We start from the raw sequence: 18,848 nt of genomic DNA, 5'->3' as shown, positions 1-18,848 counted from the left end.
CTCCGGCGTGCGGTCTCCGGCCTGCTAGGCCGAGCGGGAGCGGCGGTCGAAGTCGGCCCATTCGTCCTCCCACCGGCGGTAGCGGCACCTGTCGCAGCGCCGGCGGACCAGCAGGTAGAAGGTGAGCAGCGGCAGCCCCGTCACCGCCGCCGTCGCCGCGCCGGCCGACGCGTCGTCGCCGATCGTCCGCACGTGCTTCCGCGGCCCGGTCTCGCCCAGACCGCCGTGGGGTCCCGCCCACAGTTCGCGCCGCTCGCCGAGCCGCGTCGCCTTCCAACTCGTGTAGTGGCCGGTCCGCATGGCGCCGTCAGGTCCGGTCCAGACCACCGACACGTCGCGCCCGGACTCCAGCGGCCTGACGCCGACCACCGTCGCCTCGACCCGGTGGCGCGTCGCGGCCTCGTACCGCTCGGCGCGGACCCCCGCCGTGTGGACGGACCGGACGGCGTGCGCGCAGGCGATCGGGGCGACGACCAGGAAGACCAGGAGCAGGAGCAGCCCGACCCGCCACTGGACCCGGTCCACGCGGCGGCGCAGGGGGTTGCCGTCGAACCCGCAGCGGCGCCGCAAGCGGTCCGCACGCGTCTGCGTCATGGCCTGCTCCCCGGGTCGATGCCCGAACGACCTCGGAAGTCGCCCGGAACGGCGTACACCAGCAGCCTTTCTCGGGGGCGCACCGGGCGCCACGGACCGATGTCCCCACCCCCGGACCCGAAGGTCCCTTCCGGCCGGTCCGCCGAACCTCCCGGGGCGGAGGGACGAACGTCCCGCGGCCGAGGTGGCGAAGGCCTCTGCGGAGGCGCACTGCCGCCCGGCAGCGTGGGACGGAACGGTCATCGACAGGGGGAGGGCACGTGAAGAGCACGAACGTCCGCAGGGCCGCGCTCGCCTGCGGCGCCGCCACCGCCTATGTGTTCGCGCTCCGCCCCACGCTGCTGTGCTGGGGGGCCACCTACAGGGAGGCGGGCGCCCGGTATCCGAGCGACGATCTGATCGAGAACGCGACGAGCCAGTCGACCATGGCCACCTCGCTGCCCGCGCCGCCGGAGGCGGTCTGGCCGTGGCTGGTGCAGATGGGGAACGGCCGGGCCGGCTGGTACAGCTGGGACCTGCTCGACAACGGCGGGCGGCCGAGCTCGGACCGCGTCGTCCCCGAATGGCAGGACCTGGCGGTGGGCGACCGCCTGCCCGCGGTGCCGAGCGGGGAGATGTACTTCCGGGTCGAGGTCCTCGACCCGGGCAGGACCCTGGTGCTGCGCAGCGACCTGGAGCTGCCGTCCGGACGGTCGTTCGACCCGCGCGGGCCGCGGCCCAGGGCGTACTCCGACGGGATCTGGGCCTTCCATCTCCGCCCGCTCCCCGACGGGTGCACGCGGCTGGTCGTCCGGACGCGCGGCCGCGGGGAGCCCTCCGTCCCGAACCGGCTGTTCGCCTGGCTCTTCGGCGAGCCCGCGCACTTCGTCATGCAGCAGCGGCAGTTCCGCAACCTCCGGCGGCTCGTCGCCGGCCGCGCGGCCGCGGGGCCGGAGGGCGCGGAGACCGGCGCGGCCCGCCGAGCCGACCTCCGGCCGCTCCGGTAGCGGCCGCGGGCCGGGCGGTGAACGAAGGACTTTCGTCCCTGGCCCGGGCCCCGGAGGGGCGGTGGAATGGAGTAGGGCGAGAGAAGTCGAGGAGGAAGGGACGGAGAAGTGGGAGACCACGCACCGTCCATCTCGAAACGCTGCCTAAGCGGCGGAGGGCTTCTCCCGCCCCCAACCATGTTCCGCGGACGCCGCCTCCCGGCCACCGGCCGTGCGCGCCGTCCGCGGACGCGGCCGGAGGGGACGGAGGGGCCCGATGTCTGACGGAGGCACTGCCCGCGAGGTGGTCGTCGGCTTCGACGGATCGGTCTACGCCATGCAGGCGCTCGACTGGGCGCTGGACGAGGCGGAGCTGCGCGGGTCGCCGCTGGTGCTGTGCCACGCGTGGCACTGGCCGTACCAGGGGGTCGCCCCCGAACTGGAGGAGGCGGGCCGCCGGTCGCTGCACGAGGCGGCGCAGCACGTGCTGGCCCACGGCGTCGAGTGCGCCCGGGAGCGCACGGCCGGGGTCGCGGTCCGACCGGTCTCGGAGGAGGGGTCGGCGGCGGAGCGGCTCACGGAGCTGTCGGCCGGCGCGGAGCTCCTGGTGCTCGGATCGCGCGGGCTCGGCCGGCTCGCGCGCGTGCCCGTCGGCTCGGTCGCCGCGCACGTGGCCATGCACGCCCGCTGCCCGGTCATCGTGGTCCGGGGAGTCGGCGCGCTGCCCCGTCCCGAGGACGTGCGGCCGGTCGTGGTCGTGGTGGACGGCTCGCCGGCCGCGGAGAGCGCGCTCTCCTTCGCCGCGCGCGAGGCGGAGCTGCGCCAGCTGCCCCTGAAGATCGTCTACTCGGGCGCCGAGGCCGAGGAGGCGCAGGGCCCCGCGGTCCGGCACTCGTCCGCGCACGACCCGATGGAGCGGGCCGTGGCGGTCGTCCAGGAGCGGCACCCGGACGTCCTCACGCACCCCGAGAACCCCCTCGCGCCGCCGCCCGAGGCGCTGCAGGAGGCCGCGCAGGAGGCGCGGCTCCTGGTGGTCGGGGCCGCGCACCCCGCGTTCGGTTCGGTGGCCCAATGGCTGCTGTACAACGCGGTCTGCCCCATCGCGGTGGTCCCGCCGGAGAGCGCCGGCGATTTCTGAGATCTGCCCGAACGGCCCCACAGGACCGGACCTTCGAACCTTTCTCGGGGGCGGGCGCGGGCGGACGCTGGGATCATGAGGACGGACGCCGAGAGCGGCATGAGGGACCTGCGCCGGATCGTGTCGGGCGGACCGGCGCCGAACGCGTTCGAGATGCCCGGGGTGCGGCTGTCCGACGTCCTCGTCCGCGCACCCGTCCCGTACGTGCGCCCGCTCGTGGCCTGGCTGCAGGAGAGGCCGCCTTACGCCCTCGCCCTGACCGACCGCGAGGGCGCGGACATCGAGATCCATCACGGCGGGCTCCAGCAGCGGATCGTGCGCACCGCCACAGGCCCGGACGACGGCGTGAGGCGTGCCGTCCGGGGATCCGGAAGGCGGCGCGACCGCCCGGCGGACCCGGACGAGCGCAACGCCGTCCGGGTCGCGGAGGCCCTCTGCGACGGGCTCCTTCGCAGTCCCGCGGAACTGCTCCTCCTCGCGGGCGACATCCGCGTGGTGTACGACATCGACAAGCGCATCCCGGGCGGGGTGCGGCGCAGGGTCTCCGTCCGGCATGTGCCGTGCGTCCTCACCCGCGAGGATTCGGGGCGGCGCCTGGCCCCCCGGGTCGACCAGCACGTCCGCGCCTGGGTCGCGGAACGGAACCGGGGCCTCCTGGCGCGCATGGCCGAGGCGGGCGGGTCGGCCGACTGGGTGGTGGAGGGCGCGGCGGCGACGCTGGACGCCCTCTCGCGCGGCCGGGTCCGCGCCCTGGTCGTCGTCGACGACCCGGCGGACCGGCGCATCGCGTGGTTCGACCGGGCGTCCGGCCGGACGGCCCTGAGCCCGGACGCCTGGACGCGTCCGGGCACACCGGCGGACGGCGACCCCGTGATCGAGGCCGCCCCCCTGATCGACGTCGCTCTGCGGGCCGCGCTGCTCGCCGGAGCCGACGCCCGGCTCGTTCCACCGGGCACGCCCCACGCTCCGATCGAGGGCATCGGCGCGCTCTGCCGTTTCGGCGGTTGACGGGGCCCGGGGCCGGGGGCCGGCCCGCGAGAGGCCCTCGGCCGGAGGGCCGAAGGTCCCTGTTCCTCCGGACCGTCGACCCTCCTGCGGCACGCCCCCGCAGGAGAGGCTGAGATCGACCAGGCAGGAACCCTGAAGGGGAGTTCACTCATGAACGACGAGCAGATCACCGGTGTGGTCGTGGGCTACGACGGCTCCACGGGCGGTGTGCAGGCACTGGAGTGGGCCGCGGGCGAAGCCCAGGCCCGGGGACTCTCCCTGACGGTGCTCCATGTGTGGGACGTCTACGTCGGAGGGCCGATCGCCATGCCGGTCGTCGACCTGCGGGGCGTGGCTGAGGAGAACCTCAACAACGGTGTCGCGCACGTCCGCGAGGTCGCGCCGGACCTGAGCGTGCGGGGGGTGCTGGCCCGGGGGCAGGCGGCGGCCAAGCTGATCGAGGCCGGCCGCGGCGCCGACATGATCGTGCTCGGCCCGCGCGGGCTCGGCGGCTTCGCCGGACTGGTGCTCGGCTCGGTCGGCGCGCAGGTGGCGGCGCACGCCCCGTGCCCGGTCGTGGTCGTCCGGGGCGAGCTCGTCCCGCCGCCGGAGCAGGTGCACGGCCACGTCGTGGTGGGCGTCGACGGTTCGCCGGCGTCCCGGGAGGCGCTCTCGCTGGCCTTCACCGAGGCCGGCGCGCACGGCTGGGACGTCCACGCGGTGATCGCCTGGGAGGCGGTGCCCGAGAGGGTGAACCCTCCGCTGGTGGACGAGGCCGGGATGCGCGAGGCGGCGCAGGCCCGCCTGGCCAGGATGATGATCCCCGCGCGCGAGCTCCACCCCGACGTGAAGGTCCAGTCCGACATCGTGACCGGCCAGCCGCGCGAGGTGCTGATGAGCGCCGCGGAGGAGGCGCGCCTGCTCGTCGTCGGCTCGCGGGGCCTCGGCGGCTTCCGCGGCCTGCTGCTCGGCTCGGTCAGCCACGCCCTGGTCCACCACGCGCCCTGCCCGGTCGCGGTCGTCCACGCGACCTGAGCGGGCACGGGCATCCCTGCCCGGTTCCTCCGAAGGCTCCGGGGGCCGCATCGCGGCTCCCGGAGCCTTCCGGTCAGTGCCCCGGGGCGTTCTCGTGCTCCGTCCGCGGTGCGGGCGCGGGCGCGGGCTCGGGGCGCGGGGCCCGCAGGGTGACGGCGGCCAGTGCCGCGCCGGCCAGCGCGACCAGCGCCGCCCCGGTGAACGCGGCGGAGAAGCCGTCGGTGAGCGCGGGCAGGTCGCCGAGCCGGCCGGCGCCGAAGGATGCGGCGATGGCGGTCATCGCGGCCAGGCCCAGCGCCGAACCGACCTGGTAGCCGGTGTTGACGATGCCGGACGCCAGGCCGCCCTCCTCCGGGCGGGCCGCCGAGATCGCGATGCCCAGGGAGGGGATGAAGGCCAGCGACATGCCCAGCGCGGCGACCAGCGACGCGGGCAGGACGTCCACCCAGTAGTTCCCGTCCGGGCGGATCAGCGCCAGCCAGCCCATCCCGGCGGCCAGCACGACCAGCCCGGTGACGGTGGTTGCCTTCGGACCGAGGCGGCCGATGGCCCGCGGCGCCAGGACGATCATCCCGAGCATGATCAGTGCGGTCATCGGGACCAGCGCGGCGCCGGAGGGGAACGCGCTGTAGCCGAGGACCCGCTGCAGGTAGAGGTTCAGGAAGAACCACATCGGGATCCACGCGCCGCCGAGCAGGAACTGGGCGAGGTTGGCGGCGCCCAGGTTCGGCGCGCGGAAGATCGACAGCGGCATCAGCGGGCTGCGGCGGGACGCCTGGACGGCCAGGAACACGCCGAGCAGGACCAGCCCGCCGGCCAGCACCGCCCAGGTCGCGGCCGCGCCCCAGCCGACCTCGGGGGCGCGCACGACGGCGAAGACGACGGCGCCGAGCCCGGCGGTGACGGTGAGCGCGCCGACCACGTCCACCGATCCCCGGGCGCTCCCGCCGCCGCCCGGCATCAGCGCCGGCGCGGCCGCCAGCGCCAGGACGGCGATCGGGATGTTGATGTAGAAGACCCACGGCCAGGACGCGTACTCGGTGATGACGCCGCCGAGGAAGACCCCCGCGGTGCCTCCGGCGGGGGCCGCCGCGCCGTAGAGGGACAGCGCCTTGGTCAGCTCGCGCGGTTCGGAGCCGAACAGCATCATCAGCAGGGTGAGCGCGGCGGGCGCGATGAGCGCGGCGCCGACGCCCTGCAGGGCGCGGCCGGTCAGCTCGACGGCGACGGTGCCGGCGGCGCCGGCCACGGCCGACCCGGCGAGCAGGACCACCCACCCGGCCGAGAACAGCCGACGGGCGCCGAACAGGTCCGCCAGCCGGCCGCCGAGAAGGAGCAGTCCGCCGAAGGCGACGACGCAGGCGTTGAAGACCCAGGACAGGTCCTCCTGGGAGAAGGCCAGGTCGTCCTGGATGCGGGGCAGCGCCACCCCGATGATCGAGGTGTCCATGATCACCATGAACTGGGCGGCCGCGATGAGCGCCAGCGCCCACCAGCGGCGGCCGGCGGCGGGTGCGGAACGAGTGGACATGTCCCCTCCTATGTACCCCTAGGGGGTATCTCTGCAAAGTGCGGCTTACCCTACGGGGGTATATCGGGAAGAGCAAGGGCTCATCGAGGTGCTCGAAGGGTGATCTGAGGCACGTATACGGGGTAGGGGTAGAAGGTGGAGGGGCGCCGACCGGAAAGCCGAGGGCCTCGGATCGAGTGCTCGATCCGAGGCCCTCGGCTCTGCTCCGGTGCTACCTCTCGACGGGGATCCGCTTGGCCTCGGCCTTGACGGCCTCGGACACCGGCACGCGGACGGTGAGGATGCCCTTGTCGTAGGACGCCTTGATGTCCTCGACCCTGGTGTCGGCCGGGAGGGTGAAGGACCGGGTGAAGGAGCCGTAGTGGAACTCCGACCGGTGCGCCTCCTTCTTCTCCTCCTGGCGTTCGGCGTGGATCCGCAGCACGCCGCCGGCGACGGTGATGTCGACGTCCTTGTCGGGGTCGATGCCGGGCAGCTCGGCACGGATCACCTGGACGCCGTCGTCCATGTAGTCCTCGACCCGCATGGCCTGGCCGCCGCCGCTCCGGAACATGGCCAGCGGGGACTCGATCCAGTCGAACAGGTCCGGGAAGATCCCACGCGTCTCGCGCCGCTCCATCTCGCTCATGATGCCTCCCTCGGCTCGCGGACATCCGCCGCCCGGGGAGCGTCCTTGCCGCGTCCCCGCCGCCGGGGTGCCCGACTTCATGCTCGCTCCGCCGGCACCGGGCCCCTACGGACTTGGGTCCCCTCGGCCCGGGACGAAGGTCCGTCCCGCCCGCCCCGGAACCGCGCGCGGGCGGTGCGCTTCCGCGCTCCGCGGTCGGGGCCATCGGCGCCGCCTTCGGGACCTTCGGCCGCTGCCGACCGCTGATCATCCGCCTACCGTCGGGCATGGGGGGCGAGGAGGTGCGCGGTGGACGCGTGGGCGATACGGACCGAGGGCCTGACGAAGCACTTCGGGCGGGTGGTCGCGGTGGACGGGCTGCGGCTCGAGGTCGGCCGCGGAGAGATCTTCGGCTTCCTGGGGCCGAACGGCGCGGGGAAGTCGACGACGATCCGGATGCTGCTCGGGCTCGTCCGGCCGACGGCCGGCCAGGCGTGGATCATGGACGTGCCCGCCGGGGACGTCGAGCGGGCCCACCGCCACGTGGGCTACGTGGCGGGCGACGTCGCGCTCTGGCCGCAGTTGACCGGACTGGAGACGCTCACCTATCTGGGCCGCCTGTCCGGACGCGTCGACGTGCCGTTCCGGGACGAGCTCGTCGAACGGCTGCGGTTCGATCCGGGGAAGCGGGCCCGCTCCTACTCCAAGGGGAACCGCCAGAAGCTCGCGCTGATCGCGGCGCTGATGACCCGGCCGGACGTGCTGCTCCTGGACGAGCCGACGGCCGGTCTCGACCCGCTGATGGAGGCCGAGTTCCAGGCGCTGGCCAGGGAGGCCGCAGGCCGGGGGCAGACGGTCTTCCTGTCCTCCCACATCCTCGACGAGGCCCAGGACGTGTGCCACCGCGTGGCCATCCTCCGCGACGGGCGGCTGATCGAGGTCGCCGCGCTGGAGGACCTGCGCGGGCTGGGCGGCACGGTACTGGAGGCGGTCGTGGACGGCCCGGTGCCCGACCTGTCCGGGGTGCCCGGCGTGACCGGGGTGGAGCCCATCGACGGAGGCGTCCGCGTGTCCGTCACCGGGTCCCCGTCCGCCGCGCTGTCCCGGCTGAGCGCCTGCCCGCTGGTCCGGCTCCGCAGCCACGAGCCGACGCTGGAGGAGATCTTCCTGAGCTACTACGAGGGGGAGAGATGACCAGGGCCGCCCCGGTCCAGCGCGCCGTGACCCGTCCGCGCGCGGAGCGACACCGCCCGGCGGACGCCCCCGCCGCCCGGCTGACCCTGCGCCTGGTCCGGCGCGGGCTCGGCTGGCTGGCGGCGGCGGTCGCCTTCTACGTCGTGGTCGAGGTCCTCACCTACGAGCAGACGTATCCCGACAGGGCCTCGCGGCAGCGGCTCGCGGCGCTGTCGGACGACCCCGCGATGCGGATGCTCCAGGGCGTCCCGCACGCCGTCGACACGACCGGCGGCTTCGTCGTCTGGGACGCGGGCTGGGTGCTGGCCGCGGTGGTCGGCATCTGGGCGCTGCTCGTGGCGGGCCGCCTGCTGCGGGGCGAGGAGGAGTCGGGGCGCGCCGAGCTGGTCCTCGCCGCGCCGATCCGCCCGGCGCGGGCCGCGGCGGTACAGCTCGGCGTCCTCGCGGGCGCCGCGGTGGTCGCGGGCGCGGCGGCGGCCGTCCCGCTGGCGGTGCTGGGGACCGGCGTGGCCGGCTCGCTGCTGTTCGGGCTCGGGCTGGCCGGATTCGCCGCGACGTTCGCGGCGGTCGCGGCCGTGGCCGCCCAGCTCTTCCCGGCGCGGCGCCGGGTGACCGGCGTGTCCGCCGCCGCCTTCGGCGCCCTCTTCCTGCTCCGGATGGCCGCGAACAGCGCCGACTCCCGCGGCGGGCTGCGCTGGCTCACCCCCTTCGGCTGGCTGGACGAGCTGCACCCCTACCGCGATCCGAACTGGGCGGCGCTCGCCGTCACGCTCACGGCACCGGTCGTCCTCGGCGGCGTCGCGGTCGCGCTGCGGACCCGCCGCGACACCGGGGGCGCGCTGCTCAGCGAGCCGGACCACGCCCGGACGCGGCTCGGGCTGCTCGGAAGCCCCGCGGCGTTCGCCTGGCGCAGCACCCGGGGAATGCTGGCCGGCTGGCTGCTCGGCATCGCCGCGTACGCGTTCGTCGCCGGCGCCCTCATCGCGACCGTGCTCGACTTCGTCGCCGACGACCCGAACTACCAGCGCGTCCTGGAGCGGATCGGCTGGGACGCCGGCGACGTCGCCGACGGCTTCGTCGGCGCCATGGGCGTCCTGATCGGCCTGCTGATCGCCCTGTACGCGTGCTGGCGGATCGGCGCGGCCCGCGCCGAGGAAGCCGCGGGGCGGCTCGACCACGTCCTCGTCCGGCCCGTCACGCGGCGCCGCTGGCTGGGCGGGCACGTCCTGCTGGCCCTGGCGTCGTCGCTGCTGCTCGCGCTGGCCGCCTCGGCCGCGATGTGGGCCGGCGCCGCCGCCACGGGCGCCGACGTGGGAATGACCGACACCTTGGCCGCCGTCCTCAACCCGCTCCCGGTGGTGGCCCTGGCCACGGGCCTCGCGGTGCTGCTCTTCGGCGCCCGGCCCCGGCTCACCGTCCCCGGCTCGGCCGCGGCGGTCGTCGCCGCCTATCTGATCGAGACGATCGGGCCCGCCCTGGGCTGGCCGGACGCCGTCCTGGACGCCTCCCCGTTCCACCACCTCGCGCAGGTCCCGGCGGAACCCTTCCAGCCCGTCGCCGCCGCCGTCATGACCGCCCTGGCGGTGGTGCTCGCGGGGGCGGGCCACCTGCTGTTCGAACGGCGGGACCTCACCGGCGAGTGATCGGCCGCTGGGGCCGGTCACCGGCGGGCCGTACGGGCCGCGTGCCCGGACGGCTGCGCTCGCGGAGCCCCGGCCGCGGCTCGATCGTCGAGGCCCACGCGTCGATCCGCGCCCAGTCGCGGTAGTCGCCGTACCGGCTTCCCATCGCCCTGAAGAGCAGGTGCCCGACCAGGGACGTGTGCTCGCGGCGGAAGACCCCCGAGAACAGGCGGTGGTCGCGGGCGGTGACCAGTTCCTGGAGCTCGTCCTGCACGAGGCCCTTCTCCTTGGCCCCGAAGTTGCGCCACGGGCCGCGCAGCGCCGCCGGCATCCCGACGCTGAAGAGCCACACCGGCCGGCCGGCCAGGGTGTCGCGTTCGCGTTCGAGGAAGTCGACGGCCTCGGGCAGCCAGGCGCGGTCGTGGATCGCGCTGCCCAGCACGAACGCCTCGTAGGCGCCGGCGTCCTCCACCTCGGCCATGGAGCGGACGTCCACCTGGAAACCGCGCTCGGCCAGCAGCGTGCCGATCCGTTCGGCGATGCTCCGTGTGGAGCCGTGCGCGGTGGCGTAGCCCACCAATATGGTCATTTCTTCACCTCCGGCGGTGTCTCACCCTCAGCTTCGGCTCTGCCCGCGCTCGTCCCCAGGGCCGAACGTCCCGCGACCGGCCGTTCAGGCGGGGGCCGGAAGTCCCTCCGGCAGGCGCCGGACACGCTCCCCGGCTCGTCAGGGTTCGGCGGGGCCGTGGACGTCGGCGAGCACGAAGTAGTTCTCCTCCTCCTGGGCGAAGTGCAGCCGGAGGACGGCGTAGAGCTCCTGGACGGTCCGCCTCAGGTCGCCGGCGGGCTCCGGGGACGCCGGCGCGGCGCGGAGCTCCTCCAGCAGCGCGCCGACCCGCCGGGCCAGCTCGGCGATCTCGGTGTGCCCGCGGCTCATCGCCCCCGTGGGGTCGGAGCCGCCGAGGACGCGCGCGACCGCCGGATAGAGCAGCCGCTCGTCCTTGCGCTCGTGGGCCGCGAGGTCCGACAGGAAGCCCGACAGCGCCTCCGCGGCGGTGTCCCGCTCCCGCCCGGCGGGGCCCGCGGCGGCGTCCGCCAGCGCGGGGAGCCGCTCGATCCGCGGCCACAGCGCCTGGTGCTCCTCGTCCAGCCGCCGGACGAGGTCGGCCTCGTCCCCGCGAAGGCGCGGCGCCCGGTCGCGCCCCGGGCCGAGCACGCGCAGCGCGGACAGGATCGCCGCCACGTCGATGCCCTCCTGGAGCAGCGCCCCGGCCGCCGGGGTCAGGAACCCGAGCGCCGCGACGATCATCGCGGCCAGCGACAGCCCCATCCCGGCGAGGACGCTCTGGCGCGCGACCGACCGGGTGCGCCGCGCGATCGCGAGGGTCTCGGCCACCCGCTCCAGCCGGTCCACGGTGATCACCACGTCGGCCGCCTCGGACGAGGCCGTCGCGCCCCGGGCGCCGAGCGCGACGCCGACGCCCGCGGCCGCCAGCGCGGGCGCGTCGTTGACCCCGTCGCCGACCATCACGGTGGGCGCGCGGGCGCTCTCGTCCCGGGCGACCTCGACCTTCCCGGCCGGCGAGAGCCCGGCGTGCACGGTGTCGGCCCCCACCAGTTCGGCGATCGGCCCGGCGACGTCCGCGCGGTCGCCGGTCACCATCACCGCGCGGCCGATGCCCGTCCGGCGGAGCAGCCGGAACGTCCGCGGCGCGTCCGGGCGCATGCGGTCGCGCAGCAGCAGGACGGCCGCGAGCCGCCCGTCCACCCCGACGAACACGGTGATCGCGCCGCGGGCGGCGGCGCGGCCGCGGACCCGGTCCAGCCACGCGGCGTCGGCGCGGCCGGCCCAGCTCGCCTTGCCGACGCTCACCCGGCGCCCCTCGACGGTGCCCCGGACGCCGCGGCCCGCGCGCTCCTCGACGTCGGACGGCTCGGCGAGGCGCATCCCGCGCTCGCGGGCGCCGCGGACGATCGCCGAGGCCAGCACGTGCGGGGACACCTGGTCCAGCGACGCCGCGAGGAACAGCGGATCCTCGCGGCCGGCCGGATCGGCGGGGATGATCTCGGAGAGCGCGGGCCGCCCGGTGGTGACCGTGCCGGTCTTGTCGAACAGCAGGACCCGTGCGCCCGCGAGCCGCTCCAGCGTGCCGCCGCCCTTCACCACGACGCCCCGCCGGGCGCACCGGGACAGGCCGGAGACGAACGCGATGGGCGCCGCGAGGATCAGGGGGCAGGGCGTGGCGACGACCAGCACCGCGACCGCCCGGACCGGGTCCGCGGCGGCGATCCACGCCGCTCCGGCCAGCACCAGGGTGACCGGGATGAACACGGCCGAGTAACGGTCGGCCATCCGGATGAACGGCGCGTTCTCGGCCGCGGCCTCCTCGGCCAGCCGGACGATCCCGGCGTAGGTGCTGGACCGGGCGTCGTTGGTGGCGCGCAGGTCGAAGGGGCCTCCGGAGTTGACCGTGCCGCCGCGCACCACGTCCCCGGCGGGACGCTCCACCGGCAGGGACTCCCCGGTGAGCGTGGACTCGTCCAGCACCGCCGTCCCGTTCTCCACCAGTCCGTCCACGGGCACGGTCTCCCCGGAGCGGACCAGCAGCAGCTCGCCCGGCCGCACCTCGGACACGTCGACGGTCACCAGGCCGCTCTCGCTGCGGCGGTGCGCCACCCGGGGCGCGAGCGCGAGCAGCGCGCTGAGGTCGCGGCGGGCCCGCCGCCCGGCGCGCTCCTCCAGCAGCCGCCCCCCGGTGAGCATCACGGCGATCACGGCGCCGGCGAGGGGCTCGCCCACGGCGATCGTCCCGCCCAGCGCGAGGACGGCGATCACGTCGCTGCCGAACCTGCGGTGCCGCAACCCGTCCACGACCCACCACACGGCGGGGATGAGCGCGACCACCGTCGTCACCAGCCAGATCAGGTCTCCCGCGCCGGCGCCGACCGTCCAGCGGACCGCGGCGCCCGCCGCCAGCCCGCCGGCCGTCAGGACGAAGAGCAGTTCGTGAGCGTTCCGACCGAACGCGGTCTTGACCGCCATCCACCTCGCCGCCTGTGTGAGTCCTTTTCGTCCACGCTCCCAGGCCGTGCCCGGGGCCCCCAGGGGCGGTCGGCTCGCGGCCGGTGGGACGAGGGGGTGCCTGACATGGGGACCTTCGTCCCTAGGGGGCGCGCCGGAGGGCGAGGGAGCGTGGAAAGGAGCGGCCGTGCCGCTGTGCGCGCCGGATCGCCTCGGAGGAGGCGATCGCCGCCAACGCATGTGAGGAGACGCGATGTCCGAGCCGATCGTCGTCGGCACCGATGGTTCCGACGAGGCGGCGAGCGCCCTCGACTGGGCCGCCGCCGAAGCCGCCTTGCGCGAGCGCCCCCTGCACATCGTCCACGCCGTGGAGAGCTGGCCCTACAAGGCGCCGCTGTTCGCGCCGCCCGAGACCGCCGAGCGCATGACCCGCGCGGGGCGCATGGTCCTGGCGGCGGCGCGCGAGCGCGTCAAGGAGCGGTGGCCGGACCTCGAGACGACGACCGAACTGGTCGCCGAGGAGGCGTGGCAGGCCCTGCGGGCGCAGTCCGAGAAGGCGTTCGAGCTGGTGGTGGCCAGCCGCGGCCGGGGCGGGTTCGCCAGCCTGATGCTCGGGTCCACGAGCCTGCGCCTGGCCGGCCACTCCGCGGTGCCGGTGGTGATCGTCCGCGGCGACGCCTCCGACACCGGCGAGGTCGTCGTGGGGATCGACCTGGCCCAGGAGGCGGGCCCGGTGCTCGAGTACGCCTTCGAGGCCGCCGCGCTCCACGGCGCCCGGCTCCGCGTCGTCCACGCGTGGCAGACGTTCGCGACGCTGATCGAGGCCGGCTACGCCGTCGACGCGGAGCAGATCGAGCAGGACCTGCGCAAGGAGGTCACCGCGGTCTGCGAGCCCGTGCGGAGCAGGCATTCCGGGGTCGACGTCGCCGACGAGGTCGTCCTGGAGCACCCGGTGACCGCGCTGGCCAACGCGTCGCGGAACGCCCGCCTGGTCGTGGTCGGCGCCCATGACCGGAGCTGGACCTCTCCCCGGCTCGGGTCGACCTCCCACGGGGTCATCCATCACGCGCAGTGCCCCGTCGCCGTCATCCCCGCCGGCTGATCCGGACGGAACATCGGCAGCGGCCCGGGGCCGCTGCCGATGTTCCGTGTCCAGCAGATGTTCTCCATGTCGTCCGGGTGGAGAACCGCGGGTCCGCGCTGGGGCGGGGGTCAGGCGGCGGCGGGGCTGCCGCGCCGGAGCCGGGTCTGGCGCATCATCCGCTGGAGGTCCTCGGTCGTGACCATCCCGACCAGGTGGTGGTCGGCGGCGACGGCCGCGACGAGGTCGCCGACGACGGGGGCCATCTGGAGGAGGACGTCCACGGGCCTCTCGGGGTCGACGACCCGGTCGGAGCCGAGCGGGACGCTGAGATCGCCGAGCGTGGCGCCGGTGTCCCAGGCCGGGACGCGGGTCAGCCGGTCCGAAGTGACGGCGCCGACGGGCTCGCCGGACACGCTCACGACCGGGAACACCGACTGGCGGGACGGCACCGCCACGTCCCGGATGAACGGGGCCGCGGCCTGCCAGGTCCAGCCGTTGTCGGGGTCGCGGGTCATGATGTCGGCGACCCGGAGGTCCCTCGCGGCCTCGCGGAGGTCCGTCCAGCGCTCCTCCGCCCGCGCCGAACTGGAGATGAACCATCCGATCAGGGCCAGCCACAGCCCGTTCCACCAGCTCCACAGCAGCAGCATCAGCAGACCGGCGCCGATCATGACGCGGCCGAGCGCCAGCCCGGCGTGCTGGGCGGTGCGCGTCGCGCGCGGCTTGTCCCCGCTCCTGCCCCACAGCAGCGCGCGCAGGATGCGCCCGCCGTCCAGCGGCGCCCCCGGAAGCAGGTTGAACACCGCGATGAGGACGTTGGTCACGGCCAGCCAGCTCAGCGAGGCCGAGACGATCACGGGGGCGCCGAGCGCCTCCCCGGCCTGCCAGAGCCCGGCGAACACCGCGCCGGCGACCGCGCTGGTCAGCGGGCCGACCCCGGCGATCTGCAGGTCGGCGCGGGCGGTGGCCGGCTCGCCGTCCAGCTCCGCCAGGCCGCCCAGCGCCCACAGCGTGATCGAGCCGACTCCCACACCGTGCCGACGGGCGACGATCGCGTGCGCGACCTCGTGCGCGGCCAGCGATCCCATGAACAGCACCGCGGCCAGGACGGCCGCCGTCCAGCGCACGCCGGGTGACGCGGCCGGGTCGGCGGCGGGCAGTACCGAGCGGCCGAGGATCTCGGTGATCAACAGCATGATCACCAGAACGGACCAGTGCATTCCGACCGGGATCCCCCGGAAGGTGCCGAACCTGAACGTCTGCTTCATCACGAGCCTCCTACCGATGCCTTCAGGCTCGCGCCGCGTTCCGCCCGGCGGTCAGGGGCGAATTTCCCCTCCCGGTGGGCCTTTCGACCCCTCGGGCCGGCCCGGGCCCTCCCCGGCGGCCTCGGTGCGCAGCGCCGCGACCTCGACGGTCAGATCGATGCCGACCGGGCACCAGACGATGCACCGGCCGCAGCCCACGCAGCCGGAGGAGCCGAACTGGTCGTGCCAGGTGCCGAGCTTGTGGGTGAGCCACTGGCGGTAGCGGCTCCTGGGCGACGCCCGGACGTCGCCCCCGTGCAGATGGGTGAAGTCCGGATCGAAGCAGGAGTCCCAGAGCTGCCACCGTTCGGCGTGGTCACCGGTCAGGTCGGTGGTGTCGCTGACCCTCGTGCAGAAGCAGGTCGGGCACACCATCGTGCAGTTGCCGCAGCTCAGGCAGCGCTCGGACACCTCGTCCCAGCGGTCGGCGTCCAGGGTCCCGGCCATGAGCTCGCGCAGTCCCAGGGCGGGCATCTCCCGGCCCATCCGGCCGGCCGCCGCCGCCACCTCCGCGCGCGCCCGGTCGACGTCGGCGGGCTCGGCGGGCGCCGATTCCACGTCGTCCATGAGGGCGGCACCCGCCTCGGTGGCGACGTCGACCACGTAGCGGAGGCCGCCGTCGCCGGCCAGTTCGGTCAGCGCGAGATCGTAGCCGGGGCCCGCCTGCGGGCCGGTGCCCATGGAGGTGCAGAAGCAGGTCCCGCCGGGCTCGGTGCAGTTGACGGCGATGATGAAGTTGTCATGCCGCCGTGCCTCGTAGGAAGGGTCGACGTGGCGGCCGCCCAGGAGCACGCGGTCCTGGATCGCGATCGCGCGCAGGTCGCAGGGCCGGACGCCGAGCAGTGCCAGCCGGGCCGGTTCGGGTCTCCCGTCCCTGACCTGGAACCCGTCCTCCGTCCGGTCCGCCTCCCAGAGCTTGACCCTCGACCGGTGCAGGAACGGCTTCCAGGACTGCGGCCCCGCCGCGTGCGCGAACGCCGCGCCGTCCTCCCGCCGGCGCAGCCGGTAGGCGCCGGCTTGGAGCGTGACGCCCCAGCCGTACGGCAGGCGATCGGCCGAGTCGAGTTCCTCCAGGACGATCGCGTCGTTGCGCACGGTCGGCCCGATGACGGTGTAGCCGGCCCGGCGCAGCGCCTCGCACAGCGGGCGCAGACTCGTCAGTTCGAGCGCTGGTGCGGTCATCCGCTTCTCCTTCCTGCGTGGTCGGCCGCGGGGAACGCGGTCCCGCGCCGGGACGCGAGCGCGGCGGCCAGGCGGTCGGCGACCGCGCCGGCCGCGGCGGCGACCCGCGGCGTGAGCCCGCGGCCGAGTCCGAAGTCGGCCCCCTCGATCGCGAGGACCCGGAGCCGGGCGGGCATCCGGCCCATCGCCGACCCGAGCGCGACGGCGTCGCCGAGGCCGAGGGCGTGGTCGGTGACCGGCCGCGCCGTGAGGGCGGCGGCACCGGCGTCCAGCTCGTGGACCCTGCCGGGCTCGGGCGGATCGGCCCGCACGGCGTCCACGACGATCGCGAGGTCGGCTCCCGCCCACAGGTCGATGAGCCGCGCGGGCTCGCCGTCGGTGACCGCGAGCCTCGCCTCCGTACGGCCGCGGAGGGCCGCGACGACGGCGGGTCCGGCGCCGTCGTCGCGGCGGAGGTCGTTGCCCACCCCGATCACGGTGATCACGACCGCTCCACGGTCAGGTCGAGGAAGTGGGTGGCGCAGGAGATGCAGGGGTCGTGGTTGCGGATCGCCTGCTCGCAGCTCCGGGTCAGGGCCTCGTCGTCGAGGTGGAGGCGGGCCGCGACGAAGCGGCGCAGGTCGTCCTCGATGGCCGCCTGGTTCTGCGACGTCGGCGGGATGATCCTGGCCGCCCGGACGAGGCCGTCCGGACCGAGGTCGTAGCGGTGGTAGAGCAGGCCGCGCGGGGCCTCGGTGGCGCCGTGGCCGGTCCCCTCCCGCGGCGGCACCGGCACGGCCGGACGCGGCGGCGGCTCATAGGCGTCGATGATCCGCAGCGCCTCGTCCGCCGCGTAGACGACCTCGACGGCCCGGACGAGGATGCTGCGGAACGGATTCCGGCACTCCGGGCCGAGCCCGGCCCGGTCGGCGGCCTCCAGCGCGAGCGGGGACAGCAGGTCGCGGTTGAGGGAGTAGCGGGCCAGGGGACCGGTCAGGTAGCGGCCGCCGCCGGTGAACCGGGCGTGCAGCGCGGTCGAGTGCGGGACCTGCTCCTCGACGACGTTCCGCTCGAACTCGGCGACGGGGAACGCGGGCCCCGCGCCGCGGCGGACGATGCCGCCCTCAAGGGGGTAGCGGTCGGCGGACAGCGCGAGGAACTCGTGGCCGTGGGCGAAGTCGGGGAACTCGAAGCCCGCCGCCCATTCCACGGTGGCCAGGGCGTCGTCGCGCGCCACCCGCAGGGTCTCGGCGAGCGGGGCCAGCTCGGCGGGCGCCGGGGTCCGGTGGAACCCGCCGACCCGGACGTTCACCGGGTGGATCGCGCGGCCCCCGAGGAACTCCATGAGCGCGTTCCCGGCCTTCTTCAGCCGCAGCCCCCGCTCGACGGCGGCGCGGTGGTCGCGGGCCAGCTCCACCGCGCCGGGACAGCCGAGGAAGTCCGGTGCGTGCAGCAGGTAGATGTGCAGGGCGTGGCTCTCGATCCACTCGCCGCAGTAGATCAGGCGGCGCAGCTCGCCGAGGGGGCCGTCCACGGTCACGCCGCAGGCGGCCTCGATCGCCTGGCAGGCGCTCATCTGGTAGGCGACCGGGCAGATCCCGCAGATCCGGGCGGTGATGTCGGGCGGCTCGGTGTGGGCGCGGCCCCGCAGGAAGGCCTCGAAGAAGCGCGGCGGCTCGTAGATGTCGAGCCGCACCTCCTCGACGTGCGTGCCCCGCACCCGGACGTACATCGCGCCCTGGCCCTCGACCCGCGCGAGGGCCCCGACGCGCAGTGTCCTGTCCCTGCCGTGCGTCTTACTGCCGTCCTTCTCACTGCGGTGCGTCATCGCTGTGTCCCCCGGGCGGGGCCTCCTCGCGGAAGTCGGCGACGTTGAAGGTGGACAGCAGGCGGTCCGCCTCCTCGCCGGTCATGTCGAGCCACGGCAGCAGGCCGCGCGTGTTCGGCCGCCCCCCGCTCCACGCGGGGGCCGGGCCGAAGCAGCCGTAGCAGCCCCGCGCGTACGCCGGGCAGATCGCGCCGCAGCCCGCCTGGGTGATCGGGCCCAGGCACGAGGTGCCGTGGGCGACCATGACGCAGACGTTTCCGCGGATCTTGCACTCGAAGCAGACGCTGTGCACGGGGACGTCGGGCGGGCGGCCCGCGAGGTGCGCCGCCAGGACCTCCAGGAGCTGGCGGCGGTCGATCGGGCATCCGCGCAGCTCGAAGTCCACGCGCACGTGCGCGGCGATGGGCGTGGACGTCGCGAGCGTGTCGACGTACTCGGGCCGCGCGTAGACGACGGAGGCGAACTCCTCGACGTCGGCGAAGTTCCGCAGCGCCTGGACACCCCCGGCGGTCGCGCACGCGCCGATCGTGACCAGCTTCCGGGAGACGGCCCGCACGTGCCGGATGCGCTCCAGGTCCGCGGGCGTCGTGATCGACCCCTCGACCAGCGACACGTCGTACGGCCCTTCCCCGGCGGCGCTCGACGCCTCCAGGAAGTGCGAGATCTCGATCTCGCCGGCGAGGGCGAGCAGCTCGTCCTCGCAGTCCAGGAGGGTGAGCTGGCAGCCGTCGCAGGAGGCGAACTTCCACACGGCCAGCGTCGGTCGGCCCATG

Annotated in this window: 17 protein-coding genes; 7 read left to right on the top strand and 10 right to left on the bottom strand. The window is 75.2% G+C overall.

The annotated features are described in order from the left end of the window. Window positions 1-24: 24 nt before the first annotated feature. Window positions 25-594 carry a hypothetical protein gene (locus K4S16_RS01760; protein ID WP_149257036.1) on the bottom strand — a complete coding sequence of 190 codons (570 nt, stop codon included), beginning with the start codon at window positions 592-594 and terminating at the stop codon, window positions 25-27. A gap of 260 nt (window positions 595-854) precedes the next feature. Between K4S16_RS01760 and K4S16_RS01755 the strand changes: the two genes are divergently transcribed. The 4 genes from K4S16_RS01755 to K4S16_RS01740 all read left to right on the top strand — a co-directional run bounded on the left by K4S16_RS01755 (window position 855) and on the right by K4S16_RS01740 (window position 4,719). Next, window positions 855-1,580, top strand: a complete 726-nt coding sequence (locus K4S16_RS01755) for a hypothetical protein (protein ID WP_200841639.1) — start codon at window positions 855-857, stop codon at window positions 1,578-1,580. Between the two features lie 256 nt (window positions 1,581-1,836). Further along, window positions 1,837-2,697 carry a universal stress protein gene (locus K4S16_RS01750; RefSeq protein ID WP_149257035.1) on the top strand — a complete coding sequence of 287 codons (861 nt, stop codon included), beginning with the start codon at window positions 1,837-1,839 and terminating at the stop codon, window positions 2,695-2,697. A gap of 75 nt (window positions 2,698-2,772) precedes the next feature. Further along, the gene (locus K4S16_RS01745; protein WP_149257034.1) at window positions 2,773-3,705 is read left to right on the top strand and encodes a hypothetical protein; all 933 of its coding nucleotides are present in this window, start codon (window positions 2,773-2,775) and stop codon (window positions 3,703-3,705) included. A 150-nt stretch (window positions 3,706-3,855) separates the two neighbouring features. Next, complete coding sequence (locus tag K4S16_RS01740) at window positions 3,856-4,719, top strand: universal stress protein (protein ID WP_149257033.1); 864 nt, start codon at window positions 3,856-3,858, stop codon at window positions 4,717-4,719. Window positions 4,720-4,792: 73 nt separating this feature from the next. On the opposite strand, the gene K4S16_RS01735 is transcribed toward K4S16_RS01740, so the two are convergent. Next, a complete protein-coding gene (locus K4S16_RS01735) occupies window positions 4,793-6,250 on the bottom strand; it encodes an MFS transporter (protein ID WP_149257032.1) in 1,458 nt (485 codons plus the stop codon). 211 nt (window positions 6,251-6,461) lie between these two features. Continuing rightward, a complete protein-coding gene (locus K4S16_RS01730) occupies window positions 6,462-6,878 on the bottom strand; it encodes an Hsp20/alpha crystallin family protein (protein WP_149257031.1) in 417 nt (138 codons plus the stop codon). Between the two features lie 288 nt (window positions 6,879-7,166). On the opposite strand from K4S16_RS01730, the gene K4S16_RS01725 reads away from it, so the two are divergent. Continuing rightward, on the top strand, window positions 7,167-8,051 hold the full coding sequence (locus K4S16_RS01725; protein ID WP_200841638.1) for an ABC transporter ATP-binding protein: 885 nt from the start codon (window positions 7,167-7,169) through the stop codon (window positions 8,049-8,051). Next, window positions 8,048-9,694: an ABC transporter permease gene (locus K4S16_RS01720; RefSeq protein WP_149257030.1), complete on the top strand. Its 1,647-nt coding sequence runs from the start codon at window positions 8,048-8,050 to the stop codon at window positions 9,692-9,694. Before K4S16_RS01725 ends, K4S16_RS01720 begins: the two co-directional genes overlap by 4 nt. On the opposite strand, the gene K4S16_RS01715 is transcribed toward K4S16_RS01720, so the two are convergent. Both K4S16_RS01715 and K4S16_RS01710 read right to left on the bottom strand, forming a co-directional pair. Continuing rightward, window positions 9,681-10,262: a flavodoxin domain-containing protein gene (locus tag K4S16_RS01715; protein WP_149257029.1), complete on the bottom strand. Its 582-nt coding sequence runs from the start codon at window positions 10,260-10,262 to the stop codon at window positions 9,681-9,683. The genes K4S16_RS01720 and K4S16_RS01715 overlap by 14 nt on opposite strands. 138 nt (window positions 10,263-10,400) lie before the next feature. Next, on the bottom strand, window positions 10,401-12,716 hold the full coding sequence (locus K4S16_RS01710) for a heavy metal translocating P-type ATPase (protein WP_149257028.1): 2,316 nt from the start codon (window positions 12,714-12,716) through the stop codon (window positions 10,401-10,403). A gap of 232 nt (window positions 12,717-12,948) precedes the next feature. On the opposite strand from K4S16_RS01710, the gene K4S16_RS01705 reads away from it, so the two are divergent. Then, entirely contained in the window at window positions 12,949-13,797 is an 849-nt protein-coding gene (locus K4S16_RS01705) for a universal stress protein (protein WP_149257027.1), read from the top strand. 110 nt (window positions 13,798-13,907) lie between these two features. On the opposite strand, the gene K4S16_RS01700 is transcribed toward K4S16_RS01705, so the two are convergent. The 5 genes from K4S16_RS01700 to K4S16_RS01680 are packed head-to-tail and all read right to left on the bottom strand — an operon-like array spanning window position 13,908 to window position 18,847. Beyond that, on the bottom strand, window positions 13,908-15,047 hold the full coding sequence (locus K4S16_RS01700) for a site-2 protease family protein (RefSeq protein ID WP_149257026.1): 1,140 nt from the start codon (window positions 15,045-15,047) through the stop codon (window positions 13,908-13,910). Between the two features lie 51 nt (window positions 15,048-15,098). Continuing rightward, window positions 15,099-16,268 (bottom strand): 4Fe-4S dicluster domain-containing protein, encoded by a 1,170-nt coding sequence (locus tag K4S16_RS01695; RefSeq protein ID WP_149257025.1) that lies wholly within the window; start codon window positions 16,266-16,268, stop codon window positions 15,099-15,101. Beyond that, window positions 16,265-16,753 (bottom strand): hydrogenase maturation protease, encoded by a 489-nt coding sequence (locus tag K4S16_RS01690; protein WP_200841637.1) that lies wholly within the window; start codon window positions 16,751-16,753, stop codon window positions 16,265-16,267. Before K4S16_RS01690 ends, K4S16_RS01695 begins: the two co-directional genes overlap by 4 nt. Next, complete coding sequence (locus K4S16_RS01685) at window positions 16,750-18,075, bottom strand: Ni/Fe hydrogenase subunit alpha (RefSeq protein WP_149257023.1); 1,326 nt, start codon at window positions 18,073-18,075, stop codon at window positions 16,750-16,752. Before K4S16_RS01685 ends, K4S16_RS01690 begins: the two co-directional genes overlap by 4 nt. Continuing rightward, entirely contained in the window at window positions 18,059-18,847 is a 789-nt protein-coding gene (locus K4S16_RS01680; RefSeq protein WP_149257022.1) for an oxidoreductase, read from the bottom strand. The genes K4S16_RS01685 and K4S16_RS01680 overlap by 17 nt, the downstream gene beginning before the upstream one ends. Window position 18,848 lies beyond the last annotated feature (1 nt).

It is taken from the genome of Actinomadura sp. K4S16 (assembly GCF_008327685.1).
Lineage (GTDB): Bacteria > Actinomycetota > Actinomycetes > Streptosporangiales > Streptosporangiaceae > Spirillospora.
This window is presented reverse-complemented; position numbering and strand designations above follow the sequence as displayed.

Excerpts from the sequence above, each read along its gene's own strand:
- K4S16_RS01760 (WP_149257036.1), bottom strand. The coding sequence starts at position 594 with ATGACGCAGACGCGTGCGGACCGCTTGCGGCGCCGCTGCGGGTTCGAC.
- K4S16_RS01750 (WP_149257035.1), top strand. The coding sequence starts at position 1,837 with ATGTCTGACGGAGGCACTGCCCGCGAGGTGGTCGTCGGCTTCGACGGA.
- K4S16_RS01745 (WP_149257034.1), top strand. The coding sequence starts at position 2,773 with ATGAGGACGGACGCCGAGAGCGGCATGAGGGACCTGCGCCGGATCGTG.
- K4S16_RS01740 (WP_149257033.1), top strand. The coding sequence starts at position 3,856 with ATGAACGACGAGCAGATCACCGGTGTGGTCGTGGGCTACGACGGCTCC.
- K4S16_RS01735 (WP_149257032.1), bottom strand. The coding sequence starts at position 6,250 with ATGTCCACTCGTTCCGCACCCGCCGCCGGCCGCCGCTGGTGGGCGCTG.
- K4S16_RS01730 (WP_149257031.1), bottom strand. The coding sequence starts at position 6,878 with ATGAGCGAGATGGAGCGGCGCGAGACGCGTGGGATCTTCCCGGACCTG.
- K4S16_RS01720 (WP_149257030.1), top strand. The coding sequence starts at position 8,048 with ATGACCAGGGCCGCCCCGGTCCAGCGCGCCGTGACCCGTCCGCGCGCG.
- K4S16_RS01715 (WP_149257029.1), bottom strand. The coding sequence starts at position 10,262 with ATGACCATATTGGTGGGCTACGCCACCGCGCACGGCTCCACACGGAGC.
- K4S16_RS01710 (WP_149257028.1), bottom strand. The coding sequence starts at position 12,716 with ATGGCGGTCAAGACCGCGTTCGGTCGGAACGCTCACGAACTGCTCTTC.
- K4S16_RS01705 (WP_149257027.1), top strand. The coding sequence starts at position 12,949 with ATGTCCGAGCCGATCGTCGTCGGCACCGATGGTTCCGACGAGGCGGCG.
- K4S16_RS01700 (WP_149257026.1), bottom strand. The coding sequence starts at position 15,047 with ATGAAGCAGACGTTCAGGTTCGGCACCTTCCGGGGGATCCCGGTCGGA.
- K4S16_RS01695 (WP_149257025.1), bottom strand. The coding sequence starts at position 16,268 with ATGACCGCACCAGCGCTCGAACTGACGAGTCTGCGCCCGCTGTGCGAG.
- K4S16_RS01685 (WP_149257023.1), bottom strand. The coding sequence starts at position 18,075 with ATGACGCACCGCAGTGAGAAGGACGGCAGTAAGACGCACGGCAGGGAC.
- K4S16_RS01680 (WP_149257022.1), bottom strand. The coding sequence starts at position 18,847 with ATGGGCCGACCGACGCTGGCCGTGTGGAAGTTCGCCTCCTGCGACGGC.